The organism is Rhodoferax sp. (assembly GCF_039922535.1).
Classification (GTDB): Bacteria; Pseudomonadota; Gammaproteobacteria; order Burkholderiales; family Burkholderiaceae_C; genus Rhodoferax_B.
Map to the genome: position 1 here is coordinate 1 of NZ_JBDTEM010000155.1, position 1,699 is coordinate 1,699.

The window sequence follows — 1,699 nt, forward strand, 5'->3', positions numbered from 1 at the left end:
CCCCCCAACCTCCCCGAAGTTCCCGATCCCCAAGAAGTCGTCCTAGTCAAATTCGGCGAGGTCGTCCCCGTCAGCGGCATCTACGAGCCCATCAACATCCCCGCTCCCAAGCGCCGCATGCTTAGCCTGCTCAAACCACCCCCCATCACCGGCCCGTTTGAGGTCGTGGGCAGCATGAACTACCTGCACGGCGACTCCACCGCCCCACACATCGGCGAAGGCCGCGATCCCATCCCCACGACTTGGCGCTTGCTGTGGAAGGACGACCGTTATCTGGACGGCAGTATCCCCGCAGAAGAGGCGGGCTATGTGTTCAACAAGCCCTCAGTCCCCGTAGTGCAAGCCAGCGCCGCCGCTGCCAGCAGCCAAGACGATTTGCTCTACGCCAACAGTGGCGAACGCACCAGCAAGGCGGGCACATGGGCCGTGCAAACCGACCTGCAAGCCCGCCAGACATTTGCACTGGGCGACGTGCTGCCGTTGCACCAAGGTGCAGAGGTCGTGTGGATCTGGTGTGAATAAGGTTCAAGAGAAATCGACCTCCAGCGCATGTTCTACCTGCGCAAGCAGCTACTAAATTAGTAGTATTTCGAATTATGCGGTTCACTCTGGCCGGCCCCAACTGGGGTACCCAGTTCACCCCACGCATCGGGTCTGAGGTGCTGGTGAACTTCATCGAAGGCGATGTGGACCGCCCCCTGGTGGCAGGCCAGCTCTACAACGGCGCCGACCTGCCGCCCTTCTCCGCCGGGGTGGACTCGGGCGTCAACCACGCCGGGGTGGTCTCCGGTTTGCACAGCCAGGGGCTGGATGGGGATGGATACAACCAATGGGTGGTAGACGACTCCAGCGCCCAGCTGCGCATGCGCCTGGCCAGTAGCACTGCAGCCAGCCAGTTGAACCTGGGCTACCTGGTGGCCCAGGCCCCCACGTCGGCCCAGCGGGGCAGCTACCGCGGCAGCGGCTTTGAGCTGCGCACCGATGCCTGGGGCGTGCTGCGCGGGGGTGAAGGGGTGTTGTTGTCCACGCATGTACAAAAAGAATTCTTAGGCAAGCGCCAACCCACCAATTGGGGCTACAGCAGCTTTGGTGAAACCACCGACATGGTGGGCGTACCTACCCTCACTAACAACTGGTATGAAAGCAAAAAGTAGACATGGCTACACCCCTCATTCCCCAAGAAATTTACCTGCTGGAGCGCTACAGCTTTTTGGACTACTACCGCGACATGGTGGACGCTTGGGCCAAGATGCTGGCGGCGGCAGAGCAAGCTTTGCAGCAGTTCATGTTGAAGTTGCCCAGTGACTACCGCAGCCGCCATTTATCCAACCAACCCGATATTGTTTGGGGTGAACGGGTCTTGCCCAACTTCCGGTCTACGCTGGCATCGCTAGATGATGGCTATGTGCTGCTTAAACGTGGCGACCTCAGCGCTCTGGGGTTTGGTGGCAATGTGCGAAGCGCATTCCATGGGCAGACCAGCGACTACCCTTCTGACTGGATGCCGCAGGAGTTGGAGGACCAGTTTTCACATTGGGAATTCGAGGCTTTCAAAAGGGGATGCAACCTATCAATTACTGAGCAAGCCGGGTGGAAGATCGGCTCCTTAACCATTCGCTACTCAGACAGGTCTCGCGGCCCCCTCAATCCCCCCCGCCAGTTGGCCCCAATACCGCCTCAACCATAGCGTCACAGTCGC

The 1,699-nt window shown here is 59.9% G+C and carries 2 protein-coding genes and 1 pseudogene; all 3 read left to right on the forward strand.

Going from position 1 to position 1,699, the window contains the following annotated elements:
- A partial coding sequence (locus ABI213_RS07375; RefSeq protein WP_348026576.1) for an Imm72 family immunity protein occupies window positions 1-522 on the forward strand: 522 nt, incomplete at its 5' end.
- An 86-nt stretch (window positions 523-608) separates the two neighbouring features.
- Window positions 609-1,031 (forward strand): annotated as a pseudogene (locus tag ABI213_RS07380) (type VI secretion system Vgr family protein); the annotation flags it as partial.
- A 125-nt stretch (window positions 1,032-1,156) separates the two neighbouring features.
- Window positions 1,157-1,687, forward strand: a complete 531-nt coding sequence (locus ABI213_RS07385) for a hypothetical protein (RefSeq protein WP_348026578.1) — start codon at window positions 1,157-1,159, stop codon at window positions 1,685-1,687.
- The last annotated feature ends 12 nt before the right edge of the window (window positions 1,688-1,699 follow it).